Origin of the sequence: Microbacterium sp. MRS-1, assembly GCF_000585455.1 — a bacterium.
In the GTDB taxonomy this organism is placed as follows: domain Bacteria; phylum Actinomycetota; class Actinomycetes; order Actinomycetales; family Microbacteriaceae; genus Microbacterium; species Microbacterium laevaniformans.
Map to the genome: position 1 here is coordinate 34,459 of NZ_JAUF01000002.1, position 24,027 is coordinate 58,485.

At 70.5% G+C, this 24,027-nt stretch carries 19 protein-coding genes; 8 read left to right on the plus strand and 11 right to left on the minus strand.

The window, feature by feature from the left end:
- Window position 1: 1 nt before the first annotated feature.
- Genes AS96_RS00330 through AS96_RS00340 form a run of 3 tightly spaced genes read right to left on the minus strand, consistent with a single transcriptional unit; the run spans window position 2 to window position 3,326 of the window.
- On the minus strand, window positions 2-439 hold the full coding sequence (locus AS96_RS00330; RefSeq protein ID WP_036284364.1) for a dehydrogenase: 438 nt from the start codon (window positions 437-439) through the stop codon (window positions 2-4).
- 48 nt (window positions 440-487) lie between these two features.
- The gene (locus AS96_RS00335) at window positions 488-2,314 is read right to left on the minus strand and encodes a cation:proton antiporter (protein WP_036284367.1); all 1,827 of its coding nucleotides are present in this window, start codon (window positions 2,312-2,314) and stop codon (window positions 488-490) included.
- 7 nt (window positions 2,315-2,321) lie between these two features.
- The gene (locus tag AS96_RS00340) at window positions 2,322-3,326 is read right to left on the minus strand and encodes a malate dehydrogenase (protein WP_036284369.1); all 1,005 of its coding nucleotides are present in this window, start codon (window positions 3,324-3,326) and stop codon (window positions 2,322-2,324) included.
- Window positions 3,327-3,370: 44 nt separating this feature from the next.
- Between AS96_RS00340 and ypfJ the strand changes: the two genes are divergently transcribed.
- The 3 genes from ypfJ (at window position 3,371) to AS96_RS00355 (ending at window position 7,114) form a co-directional block, all read left to right on the plus strand.
- Window positions 3,371-4,240, plus strand: a complete 870-nt coding sequence (ypfJ, locus tag AS96_RS00345) for a KPN_02809 family neutral zinc metallopeptidase (RefSeq protein WP_036284371.1) — start codon at window positions 3,371-3,373, stop codon at window positions 4,238-4,240.
- A complete protein-coding gene (gene pip / locus AS96_RS00350) occupies window positions 4,237-5,214 on the plus strand; it encodes a prolyl aminopeptidase (RefSeq protein WP_081767936.1) in 978 nt (325 codons plus the stop codon). Before ypfJ ends, pip begins: the two co-directional genes overlap by 4 nt.
- A gap of 310 nt (window positions 5,215-5,524) precedes the next feature.
- Window positions 5,525-7,114, plus strand: coding sequence for a DEAD/DEAH box helicase (locus AS96_RS00355; RefSeq protein ID WP_036284374.1), 1,590 nt, complete (start codon window positions 5,525-5,527; stop codon window positions 7,112-7,114).
- Window positions 7,115-7,145: 31 nt separating this feature from the next.
- Here the strand turns inward: AS96_RS00355 and AS96_RS00360 are convergent, their stop codons facing one another.
- The 8 genes from AS96_RS00360 to AS96_RS14845 all read right to left on the minus strand — a co-directional run bounded on the left by AS96_RS00360 (window position 7,146) and on the right by AS96_RS14845 (window position 16,698).
- A complete protein-coding gene (locus AS96_RS00360; RefSeq protein ID WP_036284406.1) occupies window positions 7,146-8,792 on the minus strand; it encodes a GMC family oxidoreductase in 1,647 nt (548 codons plus the stop codon).
- Window positions 8,789-10,570: an aldehyde dehydrogenase family protein gene (locus AS96_RS00365; RefSeq protein WP_036284376.1), complete on the minus strand. Its 1,782-nt coding sequence runs from the start codon at window positions 10,568-10,570 to the stop codon at window positions 8,789-8,791. Before AS96_RS00365 ends, AS96_RS00360 begins: the two co-directional genes overlap by 4 nt.
- A 116-nt stretch (window positions 10,571-10,686) precedes the next feature.
- A complete protein-coding gene (locus AS96_RS00370; protein ID WP_036284379.1) occupies window positions 10,687-10,947 on the minus strand; it encodes a glutaredoxin family protein in 261 nt (86 codons plus the stop codon).
- Entirely contained in the window at window positions 10,944-12,077 is a 1,134-nt protein-coding gene (locus AS96_RS00375; protein ID WP_036284382.1) for a glycosyltransferase, read from the minus strand. Before AS96_RS00375 ends, AS96_RS00370 begins: the two co-directional genes overlap by 4 nt.
- A 118-nt stretch (window positions 12,078-12,195) precedes the next feature.
- Entirely contained in the window at window positions 12,196-13,335 is a 1,140-nt protein-coding gene (locus AS96_RS00380; RefSeq protein ID WP_036284384.1) for a polysaccharide deacetylase family protein, read from the minus strand.
- Window positions 13,336-13,489: 154 nt separating this feature from the next.
- A complete protein-coding gene (locus AS96_RS00385) occupies window positions 13,490-13,840 on the minus strand; it encodes a hypothetical protein (protein WP_036284387.1) in 351 nt (116 codons plus the stop codon).
- 22 nt (window positions 13,841-13,862) lie between these two features.
- The gene (locus AS96_RS00390; protein ID WP_005054525.1) at window positions 13,863-14,324 is read right to left on the minus strand and encodes an adenylyltransferase/cytidyltransferase family protein; all 462 of its coding nucleotides are present in this window, start codon (window positions 14,322-14,324) and stop codon (window positions 13,863-13,865) included.
- Between the two features lie 97 nt (window positions 14,325-14,421).
- A complete protein-coding gene (locus AS96_RS14845; protein WP_081767937.1) occupies window positions 14,422-16,698 on the minus strand; it encodes a glycosyltransferase family 4 protein in 2,277 nt (758 codons plus the stop codon).
- 124 nt (window positions 16,699-16,822) lie between these two features.
- On the opposite strand from AS96_RS14845, the gene AS96_RS00405 reads away from it, so the two are divergent.
- From AS96_RS00405 to AS96_RS00425, 5 genes are all read left to right on the plus strand, one after another.
- Entirely contained in the window at window positions 16,823-17,812 is a 990-nt protein-coding gene (locus AS96_RS00405) for a glycosyltransferase family 2 protein (RefSeq protein WP_036284389.1), read from the plus strand.
- A complete protein-coding gene (locus AS96_RS00410) occupies window positions 17,812-18,543 on the plus strand; it encodes a CDP-alcohol phosphatidyltransferase family protein (protein ID WP_036284392.1) in 732 nt (243 codons plus the stop codon). The genes AS96_RS00405 and AS96_RS00410 overlap by 1 nt, the downstream gene beginning before the upstream one ends.
- 1 nt (window position 18,544) lies before the next feature.
- Window positions 18,545-19,492: a glycosyltransferase family 2 protein gene (locus AS96_RS00415; RefSeq protein WP_051498703.1), complete on the plus strand. Its 948-nt coding sequence runs from the start codon at window positions 18,545-18,547 to the stop codon at window positions 19,490-19,492.
- A 31-nt stretch (window positions 19,493-19,523) separates the two neighbouring features.
- Entirely contained in the window at window positions 19,524-20,222 is a 699-nt protein-coding gene (locus AS96_RS00420) for a DUF4352 domain-containing protein (RefSeq protein WP_036284396.1), read from the plus strand.
- Window positions 20,223-20,361: 139 nt separating this feature from the next.
- Window positions 20,362-24,027 (plus strand): LamG-like jellyroll fold domain-containing protein (locus AS96_RS00425; RefSeq protein ID WP_231477021.1); only part of this gene is annotated, 3,666 nt, incomplete at its 3' end.

The following is a 24,027-nucleotide window of genomic DNA, read 5'->3' on the forward strand; positions in this document are numbered from 1 at the left end:
CTCAGCTGCGGTAGTGGCCCAGCACCTTCACGATGATGCCGCGGCGCCGCAGCTCGGCGATGGCGTGCGTCTCCTCGTCGACCGTGCGACCGAGGGCATGCTTGTCGGCGACGACGACGACGTCGCCCGACACGAGACGGCCGAAGAGGCGGTTGAGGCGCTCGGCCCAACTCTCCCCGGTCTCGGGGGCGGGATGACGGAAGCCCTCGATCGGCACCCCGAAGTCTGCGAGGGCGTCACGCTGCGCGATCACCGAGGGCAGATCGTCGCGCGCGACGACGAGTCCCACCAGGCGTGAGCCGGCGGGACGAGCGGCCCACCAGTCGGTGCCGGACACCACGACCGGCACGGCCGAGGTCACGGCGGGAAGCGCGACCGACTCGGCGTAGTCGGCGGGGGCGCGCTGGTCGTCCGGCTGATCGGTGCTCACGGCATCCATTGTGTCCTACCGCGCCGACACGCGAGCCGATCCGCTGCGCGATCCGGTTCAGTCGTCGGGGTCGCGTCGCAGCTGGATGCTGAGCTGGTCGGCGTCCAGCTGCGCGAGAGCGTGTCGGAGCGTCGCCGAGGAGTACGACCCCTCGCTGGATACGTCGACGAGACGCTCGCGCATGGCCTCGATCAGGGAGATCCGCAGGTCGATGACACTCGCGGTGCTGATCTCGGGCGCCTCGATCGGAGGGCTGCTCATGCGCTCGGCGAGCTTGGAGAGCACCTCGGGCGGAAACGGCTGGCCCGAGGAATCGGCGAGCCCGGGTGTGCGCAGGTGCGCCAGCGCGGCCTCCCGCAGCTCGTCGGCGAGACGCTCGGCCTCCTCGCTGCTACTGCCGTCGCCGGCGGCCGACGGAATGCGCAGCATGCGGATCACCCACGGCAGACTGAGGCCCTGGACCATCAGACTCACGAGCGCGACGACGAAAGCGATGAGGATCAGGAGCTCGCGGGCGGGTGTCGTCTCCGGGTCGAGCGTCTGCGCGGCGGCGAGGGTGACGACGCCCCGCATCCCGGCCCAGACGATGACGACGCCCTCCTTCCAGCCGAGCGGGGATGCCTGGTAGTAGTCCATGTCGTTCAGGACGCGTCCCACGCGGGCGCGCACACCCTCGACCCGGCGCTGAGCGGACGCCGCATCCGGCGTGCGCTGCGCCCATCGCCTCGCGACGCTCCCCGCCGCACGACCGGTCGTGCGGCGGACGAGTCCGCCGCGGCGCGGCGCCGCGTTCGGGTTCTCGCCCGGTTGCGGGCGCAGGTCGCGGAGGTCGCCCTTCTCGACGTCGAAGGCGTCCAGCCGATCGCTGAAGGCCTGCAGTCTGTCGCGCTGCATCCGGCGGGCGCGACGACCGATCAGCGTCACCAGCCCCGACACATACAGCGCCCGCACCGCGAGCACGATCGCGAGGGCGGCGAGGGCGAGGCCGATCCCCACGCCCACACCGCTGTGCTTCTGGACGTTGGCGCTGACGATGTCGCGCAACTCCAACCCCATGATGAGAAAGACCGCGCCCTCCAGCAGCAGCTCGAGCGTGTGCCAGTTCAGCTCGTCCGACACGCGCTGCTCGGGAGTCGACCATCGCGCGGCGCCCTGGCCGGCGGTGATGCCGGCGGCGACCGCCGCGACCAGTCCCGACCCGCCGAGGTGCTCCGTGGGCAGGTAGGCGACGAAGGGCACGATGAAGCCGACGGCGGTGTTCGCCACCGGCTCGCCGATCCACCGCCGCACCCGCAGGGTCAGCAGGCCCACCGCGACGCCGATCACGACGGCGACGAGCACGCCCCAGGCGAAGGCGCCGATCGTGCTGCCCGGCGAGAATCCCGCTGCGGATGCCGCGACGGCGCTGCGCAGCAGCACGAGCGCCGTCGCGTCGTTGAGCAGGCTCTCACCCTCGAGCATCGTGATGACGCGCGGGGAGATGCCCAGCTTCTTCGCGATGGAGGTGGCCACGGCATCCGTGGGGCTGATGATCGCCCCGAGCGCGACGGCCAGGGCGAAGTTCAGTCCCGGGATCGCGAAGAAGAACAGCGTTCCCAGCGCGAGGGCGCTGATGACGACGAGGATGACGGCGAGCCCGGCGATCGGCAGGGCGTCGCGGCGGAACTCGATCGCCGGCAGGCGCACCGCCGACGCGTACAGCAGCGGGGGCAGGATGCCGACGAGGATCAGCTCCGGGGGCACCGAGAACTCGGGCAGCAGGAGTGAGGCGACGAGCCCGATCGCGACGAGGATGAGCGGGCCGGCGACACCCAGTCGGCGCGCGAGCACCGTCGAGACGCCGATGACCGCGATGCCGGCGATCAGCCACGTGAGGTCGGTCACGGTCGACTCAGATCACGCCGAGGGCCCGCACCGCGTCGCGCTCGGCGACGAGCTCGGCGACGGAGGCGTCCAGGCGTGCGCGGCCGCGGGCGTCGAGGTCGAGCCCCTCCACGACGCGGAAAGCCGTGCCATCGCTCGTGACGGGTGCCGAGGAGTACAGCCCCGCCGGCACGCCGTACTCGCCGTGGGAGAGCACCGCCGCCGAGGTCCACCCGTTCGCCGTGCCGTGGACGAGATCGCGGACGTGGGAGATCGCGGCGTTGGCCGCGGAGGCCGCCGAGGACGAGCCGCGCACCGAGATGATCTCCGCCCCGCGCTTGGCGACGCGGGGCACGAAGACGTCGTCGAGCCAGGATGCCGCGGCATCCGCCCCGCCGAGCTTCTCCGCCAGCGCGTCGAGCACCGGACGACCGTCCACGCTCGCGTGGGCGACGTCCGGGAACTGCGTCGCGGAATGGTTGCCCCAGATGGCGACGCCCTGCACCGCCGCCACGGGCGCCTCCAGAGCGGCGGCGAGCTGGGCGAGGGCCCGATCGTGATCCAGCCGAGTCAGTGCGGCGAAGCGTTCGCCCGGGATGTCGGGCGCGGCTGCCGCGGCGATCAGCGCGTTGGTGTTGGCGGGGTTTCCCACCACCACGACGCGGATGTCGCCGGCGGCGACCTCGTTGAGCGCCGCGCCCTGCGGTCCGAAGATGCCCGCGTTGGCCGCGAGCAGGTCGGCGCGCTCCATGCCGGCGCCGCGCGGGCGCGCCCCGACGAGCATTGCGAGGTTCGCTCCGTCGAAGGCGACGCGCGGGTCGTCGGTGATCTCGACGTCCGCGAGCAGCGGGAACGCGCAGTCCTGCAGTTCGAGCGCCGCGCCCTCCGCGCTCTTCAGGCCCTGCGGGATCTCCAGCAGGCGCAGGCGCACCGGGCGATCGGGCCCCAGCATGGCGCCGGCGGCGATGCGGAACAGCAGCGCGTAGCCGATCTGTCCGCCGGCTCCGGTCACGGTGACTGTCGTCGCATCCATGCCTCGAGCCTACGGCGACGCGTCACGGGACGATACGGTGGGGCATGACCTTCAACAGCAATGCAGAGCTGGGAGGCACGACCGCACGGCGCCGAGGCCGCGGGCCAGGCACCGCAGCCGTCGCCGGCGGCGGGCTCGCCGGGCTCGGCGGCATCGCCGTGCTGCTGCTCATCCTCTTCACCGGCGGCGACGTCACGAGCCTGCTCGGCGGCGCCGGCGGCACCGCGCAGGACTCGGCGATCCAGGGTTGCGACACCGGCGCGGACGCCAACGCGAACGACGACTGCCGCCTGGTCTTCGGGCAGAAGGCGCTCGACGTGTACTGGTCCACGCACGTGCAGGGCTATCGCGCGCCGCAGCTGATCATCGTCGACGGTGCCGCCTCAACCCGCTGCGGCACCGCCTCGAACGCGACCGGTCCGTTCTACTGCCCGCCGGAGGAGACCATCTACGTCGACCCGACGTTCTTCGGCGTGCTGCGCAGCCAGTTCGGCGCGCAGGCCGGCAGCCTCGCCCAGCTGTATGTCCTCGCCCACGAGTACGGTCACCACATCCAGCAGCTGACCGGCATCATGGACCGCTACCCGAACGACGGGACCGGCCCGGCCAGCAACGGGGTGCGCACCGAACTGCAGGCCGACTGCTACGCCGGCGCGTGGATCGCCGACGCGACGGAGGCGAAGGACGTCAACGGTGTCGCCTACCTCCAGCGGCCCACCGACGCGGAACTGCGCGACGCGTTGGACGCCGCGGCCACCGTCGGCGACGACAACATCCAGGCCCAGTCGGGCCGCGTCAACCCCGAGACCTGGACCCACGGCTCGAGCGCCCAGCGGCAGCGCTGGTTCACGGCGGGATATCAGAACGGGCTCGGAGCCTGTGACACCTTCTCGGTGTCGGGAGGAGAACTGTGAACGGCCCCGCCCACCTGGACGACATCCTCTACCCCGACATCGAGCCGTACGAGAGCGGATACCTGCTGGCCGGCGACGGGCAGCGCGTCTACTGGGAGCAGTCCGGCAACCCCGACGGCAAGCCGGTCGTGTTCCTGCACGGGGGTCCCGGTTCGGGCACCTCCCCGTGGCACCGGCGGTTCTTCGACCCGGAGAAGTACCGGATCGTGCTGTTCGACCAGCGCGGGTGCGGAAAGTCCACGCCCCACATGAGCGCACCCGACGCCGACCCGCGGTTCAACACCACCTGGCACCTGGTCGCCGACATCGAGCTGCTGCGACGCAACCTCGGCATCGAGACGTGGCAGGTCTTCGGCGGCTCGTGGGGCTCGGCGCTCGCGCTGGCCTACGCCCAATGCCATCCGGATGCCGTGAGCGAGATCGTCCTGCGCGGCGTCTTCACCCTGCGACGCCACGAGCTGGAGTGGTTCTACGAGGGGGGCGCCGCGGCGATCTTCCCCGACCGGTGGGAGAGCTATCTGGCACCGATCCCGGTTCTGGAGCGCTCGCGGCTGATCGAGGCGTATCATCGCCGGCTCACCGACCCGGATCCCGCCGTCCACGAGCCGGCCGCGATCGCGTGGACCACGTGGGAGATGTCGACGCTGACGCTGCATCCCGACCCGGACCTCGTCGCCTCGATGACCGATGCGGCCACCGCGGTCGCGTTCGCGCGCATCGAGAACCACTACTTCATGCACGGCGGGTGGCTGCGCGAAGGGCAGCTCATCGACGACGTCGGCGCGATCCGCGGCATCCCCGCGGTCATCGTGCAGGGCCGGTACGACATCTGCACGCCGATCATGACGGCGTGGGATCTGCACCGGGCCTGGCCGGAGGCCGAGTTCGTCGTCGTCGACGACGCGGGCCACGCGGCATCCGAGCCGGGCATCGCTCGCGCCCTCCGCGCAGCCACCGACCGTTTCGCCACCTGACACCCCCACCCCCGCACGCCGTGTCCCACTGTCGGCGGCGGGTGTCCCACTTTCTGTCTCCCGAGCGGGGTGCGGGCGACAGAAAGTGGGACACCGGCGGGGTGGATGCCGTGGCTCCGCCGCCGGAGAACCGGCGGCGCTGGTAGGCTGGAACCACTTGCGGCACCACTCGGGTGCTTCTCGCGTCGTAGAACGCTTCCCTCGCCGCCCGGTTCTGACCGGATGATCGGCTGACATTCTTCGTACGGCGACCCTGTGCGCATCCGCGCAGAGGCCACCGATCCGGGCCCCCGTGCCCAGAAACACCACCATGTCTGACATCACCTTCGGCGCGCTCGGCGTGCCCGCCCCCCTCCTCGACGTCCTCGCGAAGGACGGCAAGACCACCGCGTTCCCCATCCAGGTCGACACCCTGCCCGACACACTCGCCGGTCGTGACGTGCTCGGCCGCGGCAAGACCGGCTCGGGCAAGACCCTCGCCTTCTCGATTCCGCTCGCGGCCCGCCTCGGCGGCCCGCTCGCCGGCGGCACCCGCCGCTCCGGCCGCGTTCTCGGGCTCGTGCTGGCGCCGACCCGAGAGCTCGCGACGCAGATCAACGCGACCCTCGAGCCCCTGGCGGCCGCGTACGGCATGACGACCACGACGATCTTCGGCGGCGTCAACCAGAACCGTCAGGTCGCCGCGCTCAAGGCCGGCGTCGACATCATCGTCGCCTGCCCCGGCCGTCTCGAAGACCTCATCTCGCAGGGCTTCGTCAAGCTGGATGCCGTGGAGATCACCGTCATCGACGAGGCCGACCACATGGCCGACCTCGGCTTCCTGCCCTCGGTCACGCGCATTCTCGACAAGACCCCGCGCGACGGCCAGCGTCTGCTGTTCAGCGCGACGCTGGACAACGGCGTCGACAAGCTCGTGAAGCGCTTCCTGCAGAACGAGGTGCTCCACTCGGTCGACGAGGCGAACTCGCCCGTCGCCGCGATGACCCACCACGTGTTCCACGTCGGTGGCGTCGAGGAGAAGAAGGAGCTCGTGCGTACGCTCGCCTCGGGCACCGGCCGTCGCATCCTCTTCATGCGCACGAAGCACCACGCCAAGAAGCTCGCGCAGCAGCTGACGTCGCAGGGCATCCCCTCGGTCGACCTGCACGGCAACCTCTCGCAGCCCGCCCGCGACCGAAACCTCGCCGCCTTCAGCTCCGGTGCCGCCAAGGTGCTCGTCGCGACCGACGTCGCGGCGCGCGGCGTGCACGTCGACGACGTCGAACTCGTCATCCATGTCGACCCGCCCATGGAGCACAAGGCGTACCTGCACCGCTCCGGCCGCACCGCCCGCGCCGGCGCCGAGGGCTCGGTCGTCACACTCGTGCTGCCCGGTCAGGAGAAGGACGTCAAGGACCTCCTCCGCAAGGCGGCGATCACCGCGACCCCCGTGCCCGTGACGCCGACCTCGCCCCAGGTCACCGCGCTCGTCGGCGAGGTCGCCCCCTATGTCGCTCCCGCGCCGAAGGCCGAGCAGCCCGGCCGTGGCCAGGGCGGCGGCGGTCGCAGCCAGGGCGCCAACGCACAGCGCAAGCGCGCCGCGCGCGAAGGCGCCCAGAATCAGGGCGGCGCTCGTGGTCAGGGCGGCCGTGGTGGCCGCGGCGCCGGTCAGGGAGCGCAGGCGGGTCAGCCTCGCACCGACCGTTCCGGTCGTCCGGCCGCCGAGCGCTCCGCCGCCGGGCGCGAGCAGCGTCCTGCTCGCGACCACCGCCCTGCCGAGCGGTCGGCGCAGCCCGCGGCATCCGGAAACGCCCGCGCCACCGGCCGTCGTGCCTCGCACGGCGGTGGCACCGGCGGCGGAAAGCTCATGGTCGGCTCCGTCGTCCGCCAGAACGGCGGACCGCGACGCGCCGGGCGCTGATCTCGATCGCCCGCTGATCCGATCCGTGCGCTCAGATGCCGCGGATCAGATCGGCGGCGCGCTCGCCGATGATGATGGCGGGCGCGTTCGTGTGCCCGCGGATGACCGTCGGCATGATCGACGCGTCCGCGACCCGCAGGCCGTCGACGCCCCGCACCCGCAGGTCGGAGTCGACGACGGATGCCGCGTCGAGCCCCATCCGCGCCGTCCCGACCGGATGGTAGAGCGTGTGGGAGTAGCGCCGCAGTGACAGCTCGATCCGCTCCGCCGCGCTCATCCGCTCGCCACCGACCGGCTGCACCCAGCCGCCCGTCGTCACGGCGCGCAGTGCCGGGGCCTCGATGAGGCGCTCGCACTCCGCGAGGCCGGCGCGCAGGGTCTCGGCGTCGATGCCTGCGGGGTCGGTCAGATACGCGGGATCGATGATCGCGGCATCCGTCGGGTCGCTGGAGGCGAGGCGGATGGTACCGCGACTCCGCGGCTGCAGCAGGATCGCGCCCACCGTGATGCCCTCCGCGGGCGGCGGTACCAGGCCTTCGCCGACGTACGGCGCCGTCGCGAAGATGATCTCGATGTCGGGCAGGTCGGCGGGCGCGTCGGTGCGATCGGCCACGGCCGTGCGCACGAAGCCGTACGCTTCGGCGACGTTGGAGCTCAGCATGCCGCGCCGGGCGCTCAGGTAGCGGGCGAGCTGGGCGGGCCTGCGCGCTCCGTAGAGCGTTCCCCCGCGCGCCGCGGGCGCGAGACCGGCGACCAGATGGTCCTGCAGATTCTCGCCCACCTGCGGCGCGTCGACGCGAACGCGGATGCCGTGGGAGGCGAGGTGGTCGGCGGGCCCGATGCCGCTCAGCATCAGAAGCTGCGGGGTGTTGATCGCGCCGCCGCAGAGGATGACTTCGCGACGGGCACGGGCGTGCCGGGTGATGCCGCCGAGGTCGACGTAGACGCCCGTCGCCCGTGGCGCCGCATCCGTGTCGTCGTCGGCGAAGGTGACCCGCCGCACCAGCGCATCGGTGAGCACACGCAGGTTCGGGCGCCTGCGCGCCGGGCGCAGGTAGGCGTCGGCGGTCGAGGCCCGGGCTCCGCGATGCTGCGTGACCATCGTCTGCGAGAAGCCCTGCCGTGTCGGGAGGTTCGCCGGAGTGACCGGATGCCGCAGCTCCCGCGCCGCCTGGAGGAACGCGGCCGTGTGCGGTCGGGGGTCGCGCTGGTGCTCGACGGGCTGCGGCCCGCCGGTGCCCTGGGTGGCATCGGCGGCGTCCTGGGTGGCCTCCGCCCGTACGAAGTACGCGGCGAGGGCGTCCCACGACCACGTGTCGCCGGCGGCCTCCGCCCACGCGTCGTAGTCGGCCGCGAACCCGCGGATCCACATCATGGCGTTCAGCGATGACGATCCGCCCAGGGTCTTGCCGCGCGGCCAGTAGATCGTGCGCCCCTCGAGCTCCCGCTGGGGGACCGTGTCGTAGTTCCAGTCGTAGCGACCGCGGAACAGCGTCGAGAATGCCGCCGGCACGTGCAGTTCGAGGGCGGCATCGGTGGGGCCGGCTTCGAGCAGCAGCACGCTGACGGCGGGGTCTTCCGTGAGTCGGGCCGCGAGCCCGGCGCCCGCCGAACCCGCTCCGACGATCACGTAGTCGGCGTCGGGGGCGCCGCCCGTCGCTGCCCGTCGCGGGCTCATGCGCCGAAGGCCTTGACGAGGGTGAGCGCCATCTTGGCCGGATTGCCGTCGATGCGGAAGCGGGTGAAGCCCTCGCAGACGGCAGCGCCTGTGCGCGACGTGACGAACCACGGCGGCTTCGGCAGCACCGACAGCCCGTAGCCCCGCATCGCCGAAGACGCCGAGCGGGGGAACGGTCGGAAGGGTCCCCGCACGACCGTGCGTTCGACGTGGTCGAGCAGCAGGGCGTTGTGCACGACGCCGATGCCGCTGGGCGCGTCCTCGAGGGTGCCGCCGGGGAAGGCGCCCCAGGTGGCGGTCGGTGTGAGAAAGCCGAAGGCCGTCCATGCGTTCACCGCGACCGTGCCGTAGCGGAGGTCGGCGAGCGCCCTCTCGAACCCGTCGCCCAGAGCCTTCTGCGTCTCGGGATCGATCAGCACGTTGGCGCCGAGGGTTCCCACGAGGCGCTCGTTGGCATGCGCCACGGCGTTGTCGAGGAACTCCTGGCCCGTTCCGCGCAGGGCTACCACCCCGAGAACCGGCGAGAAGTACTCCGTCGTCTCGAGGGCCCCGGCGTCGGCCGGGCTCGTTTCGACGAGGGCGCGCGTGCCGCCGCCGCACCACGCGGCATCCGGGTAGGAGGTGCGGGCCGCGTCGAGCTTTCCCTGACTCTGCGGGTACCAGACCGGACGGGACGGCGCCCTGTCGTACGCGGCGCGCAGCTCATCGAGGAACGCGTCGCGCTGCTCCCAATCGTCCGAGAGCAGCACGACCTGCCCGGCGATGCAGTTGTGACCGCTGTTGTGCAGACGCATGGTGACGACATGCTCGGCCTGGAAGCGCAGGTCGGCGTTCGACCACCTCCCCGGCACGATGATGATCGGCGAGACGCCGCCCAGTTCGGCCGTGATCGGCTTCTTCAGCAGCGGCCTGCCGTCGCGGCGGCGCCGTGTGGCGGCACCGGCGGCGGCGGGGGTGTGCGACGGGCCCCAGACGATGGAGCGGAACGTCGCCTCCGACCCCGTGATGTGGACGTGGTCGATCTCCGGATGCTGAGTGAGGTAGGCGCCGACGTCGCCGCCACCGCGGACGATCCGCAGGAATCCGGGCTCGATGAGCGGTGCCAGCGCCCGCTCGAAGACGGACACGAGCGCGTCCTGCGTCGGATTGACCTTCAGCATTGCGACACGGTTGGACGCCAGCAGTTCGTACAGCACATCGAGGTACGGGATGGAGGTGATGTTGCCGGCACCCAGCACGAGCCCGACGCCACCCGCGCTCGCCGGATCGAGCTGGCCGAGCCCCGCCTCTCGGCGCGCCGTCGCGGCATCCACCCCCGGCTGCAGCCAGACCTCGGTGGCGTAGCCCGACAGCAGCAGGGCGTCGGTCGCCGACAGCGGCGAGGTGTGCACGACCGTGCGGTCTCCGGGAGCCGCGCCGATACGGACGCCGTCCAGCGGCGAGCGTCCGACGGCGAGAGCCCGGAGCGTGTCGGCGTAGGCGTCGAGTGCGACGATGGCCGCGTACGGGCCCGACAGCCACTCCTCGCCGCGGAGCGGGTGTCCGGGGGCGAGGCCCTTCGACACGGATGCCGTATCCGCCCATTCCGCTGCGACCGCGGACGTCGCGACGCGCACGCGCTGCAGCAACGTGCGCCGCTGGGCGAGAGTGAGTGCGCGCCACGCGCGCTGTCCTGTGCGCAGAGCTGTGATCGCGGCATCCAGATCGGCGCGCACGTCATCGTCGAGGGTGGGCGCGACTGTGGACCGTTTCGGTGCGCTCGGAGCTTCTGCGGTCACGGCGTTCTCCTTCGAAGCGGTGGTCGCGCTCGCGCGCGGGCCTCCAGCTTACGACCGGATGAGACGCAGTTCCCGAAAAGGTGCGACGCGATGTCGCGTCGTCTCGCCGACGCCCCTCAGATGAGGGAGAGCTCGCGCAGCTTCGCCTCGACGTCGGCGTTGGTCGGCTCGACGTGGTGGGAGGCGTCGGGGTAGACGACGACGGGGATGTTCGTGCGACCGGAGATCTCGCGGGCGACGTCCGCCGCGGCGGGGTCGGCGACCAGGTCGACGTAGGTGTACGGCACACCCAGCTCGTCGAGCTGCTTCTTGGTACGGACGCAGTCGCGGCACCAATCGGCACCGAACATCGTGATCGGGGTGTTCTCGGAGGTCATGATTCCAGCGTACGCTCGGCCGCGCGGGTGACGCCCCGGGTCGCCACCCGGGAGGTGGACTTGTTCTTCGGGGCGTAGACCCAGAGCGCGTGGTAGACGAAGCGCACCACGAACGCCGCGGCGAGTGTGATCGCTGCCGCCAGGACGCTCGGGATGTGCGCGCCCTGCACGAGCAGCGGGATGATCGGGATGCGGACGACGGCTTCGACGTTGTTGAACGCGAACGACTTGAGGAAACGCACCCACATCTGGCCGGACTCGGAGCGCATGTCGGCGAAGACGAGGTACTCGAGCAGCAGGAAGTTGCCGATGATCGTCACTTCGCTCGCGATGATCGCGGCCGTCAGGTAGTTCATGCCGAGGTGGATCAGGCCCCACATGATCACCAGGTTCGCGATCGCCCCGACACCGCCGACGAGGGCGAACGCCGACATGCGGCCGAAGCGCAGCATCGCCAGCTGCGTCAGGAAGCGCATGCCCTGGCTGAAGGTGGCCTTGGACTCACCGGCGAAGCGGGTCGCGAACGCGAACGGGATCTCGCCGATGCGCATCTGACGGCGCGCGAGGATCTCGAGCAGGATCTTGAAGCCGCGCGGGCGGAGGTCGTCGAGATCGACGGTGTCGCGGTCGACGAGGAAGAAGCCGGTCATCGGGTCGGTGCAGCCGTGGAGCTTCCGCGGGAACATCGCCTTCGTCAGCAGCGTCGAGGTCCGCGAGACCGCGGTGCGCGTGGCGCCGGCGAGGCCGCCCGCCGTCCCGCCAGCGACGTAGCGAGAGGCGACGACGATGTCGACGTCGCCGAGGGCGGCGCGGTCGAGCATGCGCGGGATGTCCTCGGGCGGATGCTGCAGGTCGCCGTCCATGACCAGGCACCAGCGGGCCTGGGCGTTGCGGAAGCCCTCGAGGACCGCACCGCTCAATCCGCCCTCCGGCTCATCGCGATGGATCAGTCGCACCGGGAACTCCGTCGCTGCGGCGACGGCCTGGATGGTCGCGGGCGTGTCGTCGGTGGAGTCGTCGACGAAGACGACCTCGAAGTCGACGTCGTGGAGAGCCGCACCGATGCGGCGGACCAGCTCTGCGACGTTCCCGCCTTCGTTGAAGGTGGGAACGATGACGGAAAGATCCATGGGGATGCGCTCGCGATCGGTCAGGGACAGAACCGTCTCAGCCTACCGAGGCGGAGTTGGGCAACTCCTGTGCGTGCTCTGTCAGTTCTTTCTGGTCTCTGCGGCTCTCGCGCCGGCGTCAGCCGATCTGCTTCTTGAGAGCGGCGACGCCCATGCCGTAGTTGATGCGCACGCAGGGGAGGGTGAGCTTGTCGCTGCCCACCGAGACGTAGCCCTGTTCGATCGTGCGGGCCATCTCGAAGCCCGCCTGGCGCAGGCCCTCGTGCGAGGTCTCGTTGTTGTGCCCGTACGGGTACGCCATCACTTCCTTGACGCCGCCCAGCGCGGCCGCCGAGGCGGTCATGTCTGCGGCGATCTCGGGAGCGGTCAGGTTCACCATCTGGCCCTTGCCGTTGGCTCCCGCATGATGCATGTCGTGGGTGTGGGACCGCTGCAGGATGAAGCGGTTCTGCGTGGGGACGCCCGATCCCGTGATCACGAAGGAGGTCGCCATGAGCTGCAGCTGCTCGTTGATCGGCGAGGCCATCGTGAGCCAGCTCGGATCGGCGTCGTCGTCGGTGATGATCACCGCGTGGTCGGGCAGGTAGAGCGCGCCGTCGATGAACGCGCTCAGCTCGTCCCAGGTGGGCAGATAGAAGGACTGATCCTTGATGTACTGCATCTGGGCGCGATAGTCCTCGATGTACGCGTAGTTGCCGCGCAGCCAGCCGGACTCGCCCTCGGGCTTCGCGGTGAACTGGTGGTACATGAGGATCGGCACGCGCGCCTTGGCGGCGGCCACGGCATCCGTCGTCGTCCACGCGCCGTAGAGCGTCTGCTGGTGGGCGGTGCAGGCGACCGGCCGCGAGCCGTTGATCCGCGTCGCGGGACTGCCGGCATGTGCAGCGGGATCGGCGGATGCCGCGGCCGCCGTCGCCGCGTCGGCGTACCAGCCTGCGAACACGCGGTCGGCCGCCCGCGGGATCGGCAGGTGGTCGTAGAGGCGGTCCTGCACTTGCAGCTGCGGCTCGAGCGTCGTGCCGTCGATGCTGAAGCTGACCGCGCACGCTCCCGGGACATCGGCATGCGCCGCCAGGAGCGCTTGAGCCGGGGTGAGCGGCGTGGGGGTCGGGGAAGGCGTGTGCGTGGTCGGTCGCGGTGACGACGTCGCGGCATCCGTGTTCTCCGTGGCGCAGCCGGCGAAGCTCGCCGTCGCCGTCAGGACCACGCCGATGGTGAGCGCGCGGATGAGGCCGCGGTGGCGGTGCACGAAACCCATGAAAACAACCCCCAAGGTCGACGGCGCGCCCCCGCGCCGCGCTCATCCTAGGAGGACAGGGTGTCACGCAGCAGAAATGACCGGATGGGCGGGGTTTTTCTTCGACTTTCGTCGCAGATTCCCGCCGCTCGGGGGGGCTGCGACCTCCGTGACGTCAGGCAGCCGAATCTCCTTCGGCTACACCGCGGACGCGAAGGGCGCGCCCCGCCATCTCGGTGATCCGGAAGGCCGTTGCCTCCGAGGGTGTGGCCTGGTCGAGCGGCAGCACGCGAACCGGGATCTCGGTGCCGCTTACGGTCAGCACCCCCAGATCCCTTCCGTTGGTGATCAGCGAATACACGCGGGGCCGGGGTGCCTTTGTCTGCTGTGCGACGGGCAGCCCGCCGACACGAGGAAAGAGCATTCTTGTGGCGCGCGCCCGCACCGGGTCTTCACCCTCGGCGCTGCGCGCAGGTAGCAGCGCGATCACCTGGCCGACGAAGAGGTCGAGAGCATCCCGCGTCATCGAAGGGCTCCCGCGCGAGCGATCATGCGGACCCGGAGCGCGCGGCGCGCCGTTCTTCGCCGGCGACGACAGCCGCGTCGAGGGCGCGGCGAAGCTTCGTGCTCGACGTGTGGGCGGTGTAGGGGAAGTACACGACCTCCACTCCCACGGCGGCGAACTCGTACTCGAGGCGTGCGCCCTTCTCGGTGCCGCGCCAGTCGTCCCCTTTGAAGAAGTGCGTGAACCTGACCTCGCGCCAGACGTCGAGCTTGTCGGGCACGACCTCGATATGGACGTCGTCGACGTAGCGGAGGTTGCGAACGATCTCAGCGCGTTCCGCGGTCGGGACGAACGGTTCGACGCCCTTCACCGCCCGCAGCATCTCGTCGCTGACCACGCCGGCAATGAGATAGTCGCATTGCTCCTTCGCGTGACGCAGCACGTTCAGATGTCCGATGTGAAAAAGGTCGAACGCCCCCGCGGCATAGCCGATGCGAACAGTCATGTGCCCCCCAGCAACTGACCTCCAAATCGGAGCCCCCGCTCCGATCCGAGCCCCCCGGCTCGATGCGGGTCCCCCGACCCACACACGCGACGATACTCTATCGGCGGCCTCTTGCGGCGCGCCGGAATGCGGCGAGGTGGGCGGAGGCCGCTTCGTCCCAGCCTCGAGCGGACAGGTCCGGCAGACCCGTGCGTGATCGCGAGGCCTCCCACGCCCGGTGAATGTCCTCGGTCGAGAGAGTGCCGGTGTAGACATGCACCCATCCGCGGCCGACCTCGTCCGCGAGAGCGCGATTGACCTCGTTCTCCGGCAGCAGCACGGCGCGGCCGAGGGACAGCACGGCGAGAGCGGTCCCGCTGTTGTGCATATGCCGGTAGGGGAGCACGACGAGCTCGGACGAGGTGATGGCGTTCACCATCTCGGCATCCGAGAGGAAACGCGCATCGATCGTCACGCGGGCATCGTCCCGCGCACGCTCGTACAGCGTCTGGATCAGCTCATCGGAGGATGCCTTGCCCGCCACGTGCAGCGACAGGTCGGCGCGGTCGCTGCCTACGAAGGCGTCGACGAGGTCTTCGACCCCTTTGTACCGGCGGATGAGTCCCACATAGAGGATGCGACCGGGCGTCGGCTCGGCGGTCGGGAAGCGCTCGTACCAGTTCAGGTAGTGGCCGTGCCGGATCGTCGTCGTCGCGATGCCGGGCCGTGCGGGCGTGCGGTCATTCAGGTGTATGTCGAGGCGCGTGAGGGCATCGATGCGATCCAGGATGCGGTGGTCGACACGGCTGATCCCCTGAGGGCGTTCGAGGTTGTGCAACGTCCGCACGACGGGGGTGGAGCGCAGGCGCCATCGGGCGATGGTGAGCGCGGTGAGGCAGCGACGGGTCAGGCGACCGATGCCCTTGTGGCCCCCGACGAGCAGCTCCGGCCAGTGCACGTGCACGACGTCGTACCGGCCGAGCAGCGCCGTCCGGTAGTCGAATGCGGACACCTCGGCGTCCCGCGACCGGCGAAGTGCCCGGTAGAGCTGGGTGATATACGGATTGGTCGTGTCCTTGGGTTCGCGGAACGACTCCAGGATCGCCAGCGGGCGTGCGCGGTCGTCGCCGGAGGCGGAGGGGGTCGGTGCGTCCGCGGCCGCACTCGCCGTCGCGCGGTCGTACCAGCCCTGGACGATCGCCGGGAGGCGGGTCACCGACCAGCGGTCGGTGGGCGTCCCGCCCGTCGCTGCAGCGCGGAGCACCTGCTCGGCGATCGAGCGCGGCACATCGCCGGAAATGTCGGCGACGAAACCGTTCGGCTCGGCGAGTACCGGAGGACCGCCGAGCGGCAGGCAGACGACGGGGCATCCGATCGAACTCGCCTCGGCGACCACCCAGCCCGCTTGGTCGTGCATCGACGGGAAGAGGAAGACCGTCGCCGTGCGCATTGCCTCCCACAGGCGGTCTCTGTCGACGTGACCGTGGAACCGCACGCGCCCGTTGACTCCGCGGGCGGCGGCCCGACGCTCAAGTCGGCGCCGGTCGTAGCCGTCTCCGTAGATCTCGAGCGTCCAGTCGGCGAGCTCCGGGCGGCCGACGGCGTCGATCGCGAGTGCGGCGCCCTTCCAACCGAGGAGCCGTCCGGCGAAGACGGCGGTCTTCTCATCGATGACGGCGGCTCGCGGCGGCAGGGCGGTGAGGCACGCATTCGGTTCGACGACCGTGTGCGCGCCGTGGCGGCGAAAGTAGTCGGCGACCTGCGGGTTCTGCGCGACGACGACTCTCGACCGGCGCGCCGACGGAAGGCCGCCCCACGCCCGTAGTGGCGTCGTGAACACGGCGCGGGCGAGCTCCGTGAGCGTCCCCCGGGGGCCGAGCCAGCGAGCGAGGCGCAGGATGGGAAGGCCGCTCGATCCGCCGACGGGACCCCACACCAGCGGAACGCCGCGGAGTCGGGTGAGCCCGGCCGGCATCCAGTCATTCGCGAACGTGACGTGGTGGGCGACGTCGAAACCGACCCGGGCGTGCCACGTGACGGCCAGGCGCGAGATGCCGCGCTGCCAGAGGAGATAGAACCAGTAGAGGTCCCAGGACCGCCGCTTGAGCCTGACGATCCACGGGGCGGGGTCGTGATAGATGACGTGCAGGTGTTCGCGAATCTGGGGCTGAGTGGCGAGGGCGTCCTCGATCATGGTCCGGAACCGCGGGCGCGTGAAGACCCACACGTCGCTCGTCTGTGCGGCGGCGACCGCCATCTCCCATCCGGCGCCCGCCTCGGGTCCGGAGTTCGGCCCGCACGCGTAGGCGCTCAGGAGGACTTTTCGGCGCGGGTGGTGCTGCTCCGATGCCCCCGATTCGCCCCGATCGCCGCCCGGTATGTCTGTACGATCCATGCCCGTCCCCCAACGTCGCCAGGAAGCCTACTCGACACGGAGTGTTCAGCGAGGCGGGTGAAGGCGCCATACTGTTCTCAGGGGATGGGGTCTCGGGGCTCCGTGAGTGCGTCGGGGGGCGTCGATGATCAGTGCGTATCCACGCGTCGTCATCGCCATCCCGACGTATCGACGGCCGCATGATCTCACGCGGCTTCTGACCGCACTGCCTCCCGTGATCGAGCGAGCCAGCGGGTTGTGCGCGTCCGTCGACGTGCTCGTCATCGACAACGCCGGGGATGCCGCCGCGATCGCCGACGCGGGTGACGTGCCCGTCCGCTATGTCCGCGAAGTGCGCCGGGGTCTCGCCGCGGTGCGAAACCGCGCGCTCGACGAAGCGGCCGACGCGGACATCCTGGTGTTCATCGACGACGACGAGACACCCGCCGAAGAGTCCTGGCTCGAGCGCCTCCTGGCCGCGCAGCAGTCGTCCGGCGCGGGTGTCGTCGCGGGACCGGTGCGCACCGTCGTGCCGGGCGGACTCGACCGCTGGATCGTCGCGGGCGGCTTCTACGCCCGCGCACATCGGCAGGGCCTTCGTACCCTTGACCCGATCGGGTCCGCCGCATCCAACAACCTGCTCCTCCGGCTCGCCGACGTGCGCCGGGTCGGCGCGCGATTCGACGAACGGTTCGGCAGATCGGGCGGAGAGGACTCTCTGTTCACTTCGCAACTGCGTGCGGCGGGGGTGCTGATGGTCTGGTGCGCGGATGCCGTGGTGCTCGACCACCTGCCCGCCGAGCGGAGGACGCGGGAGTATGCGCTCGCGCGCTCGCGGGGGATGGAGGCCGCAGGCACACGGGTCACCGCGGTCCTGGCTGGCCCTTCACGGGCGCGGCGTGGGTACGTCCGCGCGTCTGCCGCCGCCATCGGCTCCACGCGTCTCGTCGTCGGGGCGCTGCGTCGCATCGTCGGATGGCTGACGGGCTCTACCCGATCCGACGCACGCGGCGCACGCGACATCGCGCGCGGTCTCGGTGCGTGGGAAGGAGCCGTGGGAAGGAGCCGGCACCTCTACGGCGACGACATCGGCAGCACTGAGAGCATGAGCAGCGAGAGGCAGGGCGCGGCGTGATGGCGACAGCGACGACGCAGGGGTTCCGAGAGACGATGAAGACACTGCGGTCCGCGCAGAAGGGTCACGCGCGGGGCGCTCCCGCCTACTCCGTCTACGTGAACCGCCGTATCGGCCGGGTGCTGGCCGCTCTCGCGCACGGCTGGGGTCTGACGCCGAATCAGGTCACCGCTGTCAGCTCGCTGCACACCTTCACCGCGATCGTGCTGTTGGCGACGGTGCCGGTGAGTGTGTGGCTCGGCATCCTCGTGGCAGTTCTGCTGGTGCTGGGGTATGCGTGGGACTCCGCCGACGGCCAGGTCGCGCGGCTCCGCGGGGGTGGCAGTGTCGCCGGCGAATGGCTGGATCACTTCGTGGATGCGGCGAAGATCAGCTCCTTGCATCTCGCCGTGGCGATCGGTTTGTTCCGGTTCGTCCCCGACCTTCCGCCGGTCGTCCTCCTGCTTCCGCTGTGCTTCTCGGCGGTGGCGACGACGACGTTCTTCGGGATGCTGCTGAACGATCTGCTCAAGGGCGCACGAGGCATCCCCTCCACGCACGCCCGCGGTGGGGGCACTGTGCGGCGCTCGCTGCTTCTGCTGCCCACCGACTTCGGGATGCTCTGCCTGAGCTTTGCGCTGTGGGGCACCCCCGCGTTCCTCCCTGTCTACGGCGCGCTCGCCCTCGTGAGCACACTGTTCCTCGCTGCGGCATCCGTCAGGTGGTTCCGCGAGATGCGCCGAGCGGGTTGACGTGGACGCATCGAGACCGCTGGGGCTGGTCGTCGTGAACTACGGATCGGCCCACCTGCTCGCCGAGAACCTCGTGGCATCGGCGGACCGGGCACGTGCCGATGTCGTGGTCGTGGTGGACAACCCGACCGGCCCCGACGAGCGGCAGCGGGTGCGAGAGCTGGCGCGACGCCACGAATGGCGGGTCGTCGAACCGGATCGCAACCTCGGGTTCGGCGGGGGTGTCAACGCCGGCGTCGAAGCGGCGCTCAGCGCGGGCGTGCAGGATCTGGTCGTACTGAACCCCGATGCGATCCTGCTGCCGGGGTGCGTCGAGCGGCTGCGCGCCGCCGACCCGACACACGACGCGGTCTGTGCGCCCCGCATCGTGACGAGCGCCGGCGCCACATGGTTCGAGGGCGCCGACCTCTATCTCGACGACGGCGTCACGCGCGGCAGGGCCAAGCGTGAGCGCTTCGCGGGCGCCCGGCGCTGGGAGTGGCTGACGGGCGCGTGCCTGTGGATCCCGGTCGAGGTCTGGCGGGCGACGGGAGGTTTCGACGAGGAGTACTTCCTCTATTGGGAGGACGTCGACTTCTCGCGGCGCGTCGTCGGTGCCGGTGCCCGGCTCGCGGTCGCCTCCGACGCGGTCGCCGTGCACGACGAGGGCGGCACGCAAGGACGCGCCGCCGGCGCGGCCGCCAAGTCGGAGAACTACTACTTCTACAACATCCGCAACCGCATGCTGTTCGCCCGCAAGCATCTTCCGGCCGAGGATGCCCGGGCATGGGGCGACTCGATCTGGGCGTCGGCCCGCGAAGTCCTCCTCCGCGGCGGCCGCAAGCAGTTCCTCTTCTCGGCGGCGCCGTGGCGAGGAGGGATCCGGGGCGTGCGCTCGGCGCTCCGCCTCCGCGATCGCGGGCGCGGGGGTGGGCGCGCAGACGTCGATGCCCGCAGGAGCGGGCACTAAGATCTGCGGATGACGAGAGCGGGGGCGGATCATGTCCGAGAGTGGTTCCGAGAACAGTTCGGGTGACGACGCCGACCGGGCGGACGACGCGACAGCGCGCGCCCGACGGAATCGGGTGCTGATCGGCGGCGCTGTGGCCGTTGTGGTGGCGGCCATCGCAATCGTCATTGGGGTCATGGCCGCGCGGACCGGCGCGTCCGATGCGGCATCACCGACGCCGGCAGCGACCTCCGGCGCGGCGACGTCCCCCGGGGCGTCGCCCACGGCATCCGTTCCGGCGCCGTCCGGCTCGGGCACGCCGGCGTCGACCGACGCCCCCGCACCGGGTCGGGAGACCCTTCCGCCCGTCTCGCTCGACGATACCGCCGAGGTTCCCGCAGGCCCCGGCGTGCGCGTCACCTCGATCGAGGCCGTCGAGGGCGAAGCGGTCGTCCCGGGCGAGATCGCCGGCCCCGCGTTGCGCGTGACGGTCGAGGTCGACAACACCACTGCGGATGCCATCGACCTGCGTACCGCGACGGTGACGCTGTCGTACGGCGATCCCCTCCAGCCCGGCAACCCGATCTCGAAGCCCGCGGGAGCGGCTTTCCCCGACAGCGTCGAGCCCGGGCAGACGGCGTCGGGGACGTTCGTCTTCGAAGTGCCGAAAGACCAGCGAGACCGGGTGCAGATCGCCGTCGACCTCTCGATCGACGACCCGATCGTCGCCTTCGAGGGATCCGTAGGCTGACCTCCCGCGCATTCGGGGCCACCTCGCGATTGCTCGACGCGTCGAGTTGCCCTAGGATGAGCGCGACCCTATGGGGTGGGTCGATTCGCACGTCGTATGGGGACAACGGTCGCCGTGCGGCTTTCCGGGGGGAAAATTCGTGTCCGTTGTGACGTGGCGCCGTCGCGCCTTTGCAGCCGTACTCATCTGTTCCGCGGTCGTGGCCGCCGCATTGACGGCGCCGGTCGCCGCTGTGGCTGCAGACGGTTCGTCGGTCACCGCGGCGGCGGACACGCCGGCGCCGCTTCCCGACACGGTCTCCGCCGATGCGTTGCCCACGCTCCAGCTGGACAACGGTGTCGTGTGGGCGCAGACGATCGTCGGGACGACGGTGTACGCCGCCGGTCAGTTCTCCAACGTCCGCCCGGCGGGGTCGGCGGCGGGGCAGAACCTCACCGCGCGCGGCAACATCGTGGCGTACGACGTCACCACCGGCGCGCTGGTGAGCTCCTTCAGCCCGTCCTTCAACGGCCGGATCAACGACGTCGCGGCGTCACCGGACGGCAAGAAGCTCTATGTCACCGGTTCGTTCAGTCAGGTCAACGGCCAGAACCGCTCGCGGTTCGCCATCATCGACCTCACCACCGGGGGGCTGCTGCCGGGCACGCTGAGCCTGAACAACATCGGCAAGACGGTGTACGCCACCGCCGACGCTGTCTACGTCGGCGGGTACTTCACCGCGGTCGGCTCCACCCAGCGCATGCGCGTCGCGAAGCTCGTTCCGACCGGCACCTCCGTGCTGCCGTTCGCGGTTCCGGTCGACAACGGCCAGGTGCAGAGCATCGTCGCGGACCCGACCGGCACGCAGGTGGTCATCTCGGGCAACTTCACCACCGTCGGCGGCAGCGACAATCCGGGGTACGGTCTCTACCGCGCCGACGGTCAGTCCGGCGCCGGGCTCCCGCTCGGCGTGAACACGGAGATCCGCGACGCCGGCGAGTCGTCGGGCATCATGTCGCTCGCGACCGACGGCACGAAGTTCTACGGGACCGGCTGGCACTACGGCGGAGGCGGAAACCTCGAGGGGACCTTCGCCGGTAGCTGGGCCGATGGCAGCCGCGTGTGGATCGAGGACTGCCACGGCGACACGTACGACATCGCCGTCGCGAACGGCGTCGCCTATTCGGCGAGCCACAAGCACTACTGCGGCAACAGCGGGGGCTTCCCGCAGACGGATCCGTGGAGCTTCAACCACGCCACGGCGTGGACGACGGATGTCCGGGGCGTCAACACGGGCGACATCTACGGCTACCCCGACCACCCGGGCACGCCGCGCCCCGAGCTGCTGAACTGGTTCCCGCAGACCACGCCCGGAAGCTACACCGGACAGGGCCAGGCGGTCTGGTCGGTGGCGGCCAACAGCGACTACGTCGTGTACGGCGGGGAGTTCCCCAGCGTCAACGGCACCAAGCAGTACGGCCTCGTCCGCTTCGCGAAGCGGACGATCGCACCGAACAAGCAGGGACCGCGCCTGTCGGGCACGGCGTGGGACCCCTCGGTCATCTCGTTCTCCTCGGGTCGCGTGCGCCTGTCGTTCGGGACCAACTGGGACCGCGACGACTACACGCTGACCTACCGCGTGTTCCGTGACTCCGAGACGTCCACCCCGATCCTGGAGAAGCAGATCGGCGCACCGTTCTGGGAGCCGCAGACGACGACGATCGACGACACCGGCCTGGCGCCCGGCAGTTCGCACCGTTACCGCGTGACCGCCACGGATCCCTACGGAAACGTCGCGAAGTCGTCGTGGATCACGGTGACGGTCTCCTCGGAGAACCTCTCCGCGTACGCGCAGTCGGTCATCGACGGCGGTGCCCAGAACTTCTGGCGACTGAGCGAGACCTCGGGAGCCGGCGTCATCGACTGGGCCGGGGCATCCCCGCTCACCCTTGACGGCACCTACACGCGCGGTGCGGGCGGAGCCATCTCCGGCGACACCAACACGGCGACCACGTTCGCCGGGGCATCCGCGGGAACGACCGCACGAAGCGCTGCGCCGAACACGTTCACCGTCGAGGCGTGGGTCAAGACGACCTCGACCTCCGGCGGCAAGATCATCGGCTACGGCGACGCTGCGACCGGCAACTCCAGCAGCTACGACCGCCACGTGTACATGACCAACGACGGGCGCATCGTATTCGGTGTGTACCCGGGTGGAGTGCGCACCGTGACCAGCGCGTCGGCTTACAACGACGGCACGTGGCACCACATCGTCGCGAGCCTCGGCTCCAACGGGATGAACCTCTACGTCGACGGTTCGCGCGTGGCTCAGCGGGCGGACGTCACCTCCGGGCAGGCCTTCACCGGCTTCTGGCGCGTCGGCGGCGACAACATCAACGGGTGGGACTCCCAGCCGTCGTCGTCGACCTTCGCGGGCGACATCGACGACGTGGCGGTGTATCCGACCGTCCTGCCCGCGGCGACGGTGCGTGCGCACTACGTCGCCGCCGGTGGAACGTCGACCCCCGTGGTCGCGCCGACCGACGCCTACGGCGCGCTCGTGTTCAATTCGTCGCCGGATCTCTACTGGCGCTACGACGACACGGCCGGCGCGACGACGGCGGACTCGTCGGGCAACGACGTCGCGGGCGTGCTCGACGGCGACTATGTGCGCGGCGACGCGGGCGCGCTCGCGGGCGGCGTCGGCACCGGCATCCGGTTCCGCCAGACGACCTGCCAGTGGTGGCAGATCGGTTGCACCTCCACCAACGGTGGAACTGCGGCCTCGGCGATCGCCTACGCCAACCCCACCGTCTACTCGGTGGAGACCTGGTTCAAGACGACCTCGACCCGCGGTGGTCGACTGATCGGATTCAGTGGCAACCAGAAGGGCGGATCGGGCGCCTACGACCGCCACGTCTACATGCAGGACGACGGACGGCTTGTGTTCGGCACCTGGACCGGCCAGACCAACACGGTCACCACCGCGACGGCGTACAACGACGGCACCTGGCACCACGTGGTGGCCACGCAGGCCTCCGACGGGATGCGCCTGTTCGTCGACGGCGTCGAACGAGGCACCAACCCGCAGACCGCGGCGCAGGACTACACCGGCTACTGGCGCGTCGGTGGCGATACGACGTGGGGATCGTCCTCCCCGAACCTGATCGGGACCCTCGACGAGACCGCCGTGTACAGCCGTGAGCTCAGCACGTCGGAGATCGCCGCGCACTACGCGGTGGGTCAGGGCCAGTCGATTCCGAACCAGACGCCGGTGCCGACGATCTCGGCGATCACGTCGGACCTGACGGTCTCGGTGGATGGATCGGGCTCGGTGGATCCGGATGGGACGATCGCCTCGTACGCGTGGGACTTCGGCGACGGCCAGAGCGGGGCGGGCGTCACGGCCTCGCACGCCTACTCGGGCGCCGGCACGTACACAGTCTCGCTGACGGTGACGGACGACGACGGCGCCTCGGCGCAGACGACTCAGCAGGTCGTCGTGGTCGCACCGAACGTGCCGCCGACGGCGGCGTTCACCGCATCCGTCGATGGGCTGTCGGTCTCGGTCGACGGTTCGGCGTCGGCGGACAGCGACGGATCGATCGTCTCGTACGCGTGGGACTTCGGCGACGGAGCCACGGCGACGGGCGCGACCGCCTCGCACACCTATGCGGGCGGCGGAACGCGGGCGATCACCCTGACGGTGACCGACGACCGCGGCGCGACGAACGCCACGACGAGCTTCGTCGATCCGGTGATGCCGAATCAGGTTCCGGTGGCGGGGTTTGTGTCGTCGGTGTCGGGGTTGTCGGTGTCGGTGGAT

Coding starts and splice junctions, on each gene's coding strand:
- AS96_RS00330 (WP_036284364.1), bottom strand. CDS start 439: ATGGATGCCGTGAGCACCGATCAGCCGGACGACCAGCGCGCCCCCGCC.
- AS96_RS00340 (WP_036284369.1), bottom strand. CDS start 3,326: ATGGATGCGACGACAGTCACCGTGACCGGAGCCGGCGGACAGATCGGC.
- ypfJ (WP_036284371.1), top strand. CDS start 3,371: ATGACCTTCAACAGCAATGCAGAGCTGGGAGGCACGACCGCACGGCGC.
- AS96_RS00355 (WP_036284374.1), top strand. CDS start 5,525: ATGTCTGACATCACCTTCGGCGCGCTCGGCGTGCCCGCCCCCCTCCTC.
- AS96_RS00360 (WP_036284406.1), bottom strand. CDS start 8,792: ATGAGCCCGCGACGGGCAGCGACGGGCGGCGCCCCCGACGCCGACTAC.
- AS96_RS00370 (WP_036284379.1), bottom strand. CDS start 10,947: ATGACCTCCGAGAACACCCCGATCACGATGTTCGGTGCCGATTGGTGC.
- AS96_RS00375 (WP_036284382.1), bottom strand. CDS start 12,077: ATGGATCTTTCCGTCATCGTTCCCACCTTCAACGAAGGCGGGAACGTC.
- AS96_RS00380 (WP_036284384.1), bottom strand. CDS start 13,335: ATGGGTTTCGTGCACCGCCACCGCGGCCTCATCCGCGCGCTCACCATC.
- AS96_RS00385 (WP_036284387.1), bottom strand. CDS start 13,840: ATGACGCGGGATGCTCTCGACCTCTTCGTCGGCCAGGTGATCGCGCTG.
- AS96_RS00390 (WP_005054525.1), bottom strand. CDS start 14,324: ATGACTGTTCGCATCGGCTATGCCGCGGGGGCGTTCGACCTTTTTCAC.
- AS96_RS14845 (WP_081767937.1), bottom strand. CDS start 16,698: ATGGATCGTACAGACATACCGGGCGGCGATCGGGGCGAATCGGGGGCA.
- AS96_RS00405 (WP_036284389.1), top strand. CDS start 16,823: ATGATCAGTGCGTATCCACGCGTCGTCATCGCCATCCCGACGTATCGA.
- AS96_RS00410 (WP_036284392.1), top strand. CDS start 17,812: ATGGCGACAGCGACGACGCAGGGGTTCCGAGAGACGATGAAGACACTG.
- AS96_RS00420 (WP_036284396.1), top strand. CDS start 19,524: ATGTCCGAGAGTGGTTCCGAGAACAGTTCGGGTGACGACGCCGACCGG.